This window comes from Acinetobacter sp. YH12151 (assembly GCF_013418355.1).
Classification (GTDB): Bacteria; Pseudomonadota; Gammaproteobacteria; order Pseudomonadales; family Moraxellaceae; genus Acinetobacter; species Acinetobacter pseudolwoffii.
The window spans coordinates 1-4,002 of sequence record NZ_VPCG01000095.1 but is presented as its reverse complement, the minus strand read 5'-3'; the positions used below and the strand labels follow the sequence as shown (position 1 = coordinate 4,002).

Here is a 4,002-nt window from a genome sequence, read left to right as displayed (position 1 = left end):
GCAGGGTCGTGCGGTGGTGCGCCCTTAGATATTATTAAGAAATACATTCAAAACCAACAAGGTTAAAATCTGTGAAATTCACCTCCACCCTGACTGTCGGGTGGAGTCCTCTTTCACTTACAGATAGTAAATTGCATATTCCTATGTAAATCTACCCCCTATTCCTATTTGCACCCTACCATTCATTTCTGTTCGTATAAGCCACTAGGCATGCCAAACTCTTGATTAATGGTATCAATATTGATACTATTAATCATTGGCACTATTGAGCATTTAAATGGCAAATCTTGATCAACTTATAGAACAAATGCGGAATAATCCAAAAAATATCCGCTATGTCGATTTACTCAAGGTTTGTAAGCAATATTTTGGTGAACCAAGACAAACAAGTGGTAGTCACACGGTATTTAAAACACCGTGGCAAGGCGATCCTCGTATTAATCTTCAAGATGATAGCGGAAAGGCTAAACCTTATCAGGTTAGGCAAGTATTAGCTGCACTTGATAAACTTAAAACATTGTGAGGTGTCAAATGGATAGCAAACAATTTACTTATCGTGTTACATGGTCAGCAGAAGATAATGAGTATGTTGGTCTATGTGCCGAATTTCCGTCACTGTCTTGGCTCGATGCAGAACAATCTAAAGCATTTTCAGGGATTGTTGATCTTGTTGCTGAAGTTGTAGCAGATATGATCAGCAATAATGAGAAATTACCTGTACCGCTTTCAGAAAAAAAGTATAGCGGACGGTTTGCTGTTCGTGTTCCATCAATGGTTCATCAAAAACTAGCACTTGAAGCTGCGGAGCGTGGTGTGAGTATGAATCGTTTGGTATCGGCAAAATTGGCTATGTAGTTTTATATCTTGATGGTCTACTTGGAATGAGAATGACTGGTAGACCATAAACAAGAATAGCTGGTTGGTTTATCCAATAATTTGCAGAAAATGGAATAAAAATTTATCTAGACCTATCTACACATAATTTTCGTTAAAAATTAATATTCAATTTTTAGCAAGAATAGCGTTATATTTTGATCAAAAAAAATGCCCAGAGAAGGATCAATGGGCAAAACTAAGGACCTTGACGGTCATTCAGAAACTACAGCTAGCTTCTAGCTATGATTCTGCACTTAATTAAAAAAAGCTACACTGGCTGAATATATCAAAAGTTAAATCATGTGATTTATCATTAATTAACACACTTGAGAAAATGAGTTCATCACTCTGCTGATTAATACAGTAATTCACCAAACAAATCCGCTCTAATCTCTTCCAGGCTCAGATCTGATTTCATTCTATTACAGAGTGGATGAACCAGCAGACCATTCTCTAGCACCCCTTGGCCACCTGCGGCTTTGGCAATCCGATGATCCGATTCAGTAGAATCGAGATAGATTAATCCATCACAAATGGGGCAAAAGTTATGATTACCCACCAGAAAATTGTGCTTAAGCAAATTTTTGGTTAATGCTGAAAAGGCCTTGGGCTTTGATCGAGAGATCGGGCTAATCGATTCAACATATCCGACTACATGCTCTACAACCCCATCATCATAATTACCCAAAAATCTTTCAGAATAAAACTCATTAAAGTTGATGTACTTGAAAGCCTTTGACATCGACAAAATAAAGGTGTTCAGGCATTCTTCATCTTCAAAATCGACATCCATTTCCAGGCTTAAACAGATAAAGGCTTTATAAACGATTTGTAGCCGATCATAGCCTTTAATCCCACTGCCGAACTTACCGACCGTTTCAGTGGTCGCCACTGGAAAATTGGCAATCAAGAACTCAATACTACGGCGGACACGTGTAAACTCTTTAAAGCTAATGGTTCGATGGTGAATCTGCATCAGGCTTTCATGAATTTCAAACACAATAGCAAACCATGCCAGAAAGGAAGTAATCTGAAAACGCTGGTCCTTATAAAAATATAAGAACGGATGTAAGCCCAAACTCGGAACCCCAGTATTTTTTACAGGAGTGGCCATTCTGCAAAGGACCGTAAACAGATGTGACATGATCTTTTCAACGCGTTCACCCTGATTCAGGCTCATGATATTATGAATCTGATCACCCGCGATGATATTCATGAGCTCATTGACCAAGCCAATTTTTTTGCCATGACTCATTTCAGTATCTAATAATATGGTAGAGAAAAGCAGCTGATGGATCTTCTCCCCCAACTCGATCAGCGAATTTAAACGTGTATATTGAAGCTCTTCTAAATTGGATTTATTGTCATTGATATAACAACAGGCATAGATCGCATAATATGCATCACTTCCCCGACTTCTTAGATGATATTCCTCATATTTATCTAGGCGTTTAGTATCTGAATTAATCGATTGGAATACGCGTCTTGCGTCTTCTGGAGTACCAAGCACTTGCCGGAAACTGATTTTAATATCGTCTAATTTAGATTTTTGTTCTGCAAATTTAGGATCAATACAAATTTTTTGGAAGTCAGCTAGATCTCCTAAATGATTTCGCAGGTCACGAATATCTTCTTTTTGTTGATCGCTAAAATTAGGCGCTTGAGTGGCTTGTTCATCTGCAAAATATCTCTTGACCCAAGCATAAATACTCGAAAGACGATGCGCCCCATCGATAATATAGATGTTGCCGTGTATATCTTTCCAATACAAGATACACAAATTGATATTTTGATCTTCTGTACAATTCTCAATAAAGTTTGCAATTTCCTGCACACTCCAACATTCAGTAGAACGCTGGTTATCCGCTTTAAATAAACATTTGATGATGGCATGCTTTTCAAAATCAGTCAGTGCCACTTCAAAATTATCACGCTGCATTGAAGGCGACATTTCTTCTGGCAACATGACTTTACGCTGAATGATATTCGTCAGTAATCGAGTTTGGCCCATTTTTTGTTTTCTCCAGGCAGCACTTTCCTATATTCGCTAAAGCACGAAATTTGAAAGTGCATATAGTTCAATTTAGTTAAAGCGATGAATTAAATGACCGTCAATATCCGGTCAGCGCTAACAAAAGAAACCTAAGAGAAATGGGTACTTTTAAGATGATATTTTTCATATTGTAATCTCGTTGATCAATGTGAAATTTGCCAACATCTTTTCCACGAGATGGTGGCAAACCAAATAGGGGTGGAAATACCGCTCAACGAAACGGCCAGTCATAGACTGCCCTACTTGGCCTGCCATAAAGCATTGCCATGCAGACACAAAAGAGCCACTAAAAGTGACTCTTTAGTACGTTGAGATGCGGGTTTCCACGCCCGATTACAGATTTTGCTGTAATGTAATTATCATATGGGTATCTTTTTCTTTGGTCAAACCAAATTAGAATTTTTTTATTCATTTTTAAATAAAAAATATAAATCGATAACGTATGGATCAAATTGAAAGCAAAGAAAAAAATCAAATTCGCGGATTCCCAGGCCTTTGCTTTGTTAAAATCTGATTTGCCAAGCAAAGGCCTGGGCCCCTTAAATTGAACGATATCTGCTTAGGCTATTTCCATAAGGAAGTGTGTTGTACAGCTTCCAGTAGCAAATCAAATGCAAGGAATAATGTGATGTTTTTATTGCTTTGTTGATCCATAAAAAATACCTGAGTCTCTATTATTAAGTGATAAATGAGCAGCAAGAAGTTTTCCTAGTCAGGTAAATGATATTTATGCACACGTAGCTGTCTTGAACAAATTCACAGAATTATGATCTCTAATCACCAAATATCGTACACTCAACCACGCAAGTACCCATCGCACGGCACTTAATGACGCTTGTTTAGACATAATTCTAAAATAATCATATTTATTATGTTTCATCACTATCGGAAAAAACTGATGTTCTGTAAGGATTGAAAGCATAGGTTCATCCTCTGCCGTAAAATGTGAACCGTACCGGGTTTGTCGGAGAGTCAATATTCTGAGAGACTATCCCGATGACAAAATTAAAATATACCCCTGAAATCAGAGAAAGAGCGGTTCAATTATTGATTGAATCTGAAAAAGATTATCC

General features: G+C 37.6%; 2 protein-coding genes and 2 pseudogenes. 2 read left to right on the top strand and 2 right to left on the bottom strand.

Going from position 1 to position 4,002, the window contains the following annotated elements; all coding sequences use genetic code 11:
• Nucleotides 1-397: 397 nt before the first annotated feature.
• Both FTU82_RS16455 and FTU82_RS15785 read left to right on the top strand, forming a co-directional pair.
• Nucleotides 398-523, top strand: a pseudogene (locus tag FTU82_RS16455) (toxin HicA); the annotation flags it as partial.
• An 8-nt stretch (nt 524-531) separates the two neighbouring features.
• Entirely contained in the window at nt 532-855 is a 324-nt protein-coding gene (locus FTU82_RS15785; RefSeq protein WP_063454488.1) for a type II toxin-antitoxin system HicB family antitoxin, read from the top strand.
• A 376-nt stretch (nt 856-1,231) separates the two neighbouring features.
• On the opposite strand, the gene FTU82_RS15780 is transcribed toward FTU82_RS15785, so the two are convergent.
• Both FTU82_RS15780 and FTU82_RS16450 read right to left on the bottom strand, forming a co-directional pair.
• The gene (locus FTU82_RS15780) at nt 1,232-2,887 is read right to left on the bottom strand and encodes an HNH endonuclease signature motif containing protein (protein WP_005093681.1); all 1,656 of its coding nucleotides are present in this window, start codon (nt 2,885-2,887) and stop codon (nt 1,232-1,234) included.
• 808 nt (nt 2,888-3,695) lie between these two features.
• A pseudogene (locus tag FTU82_RS16450) lies at nt 3,696-3,890 on the bottom strand (hypothetical protein); the annotation flags it as partial.
• Between the last annotated feature and the right edge of the window lie 112 nt (nt 3,891-4,002).

What these genes read in the sequence shown, in the direction of transcription:
- FTU82_RS15785 (WP_063454488.1), top strand. Translation starts at nt 532, where the DNA reads ATGGATAGCAAACAATTTACTTATCGTGTTACATGGTCAGCAGAAGAT.
- FTU82_RS15780 (WP_005093681.1), bottom strand. Translation starts at nt 2,887, where the DNA reads ATGGGCCAAACTCGATTACTGACGAATATCATTCAGCGTAAAGTCATG.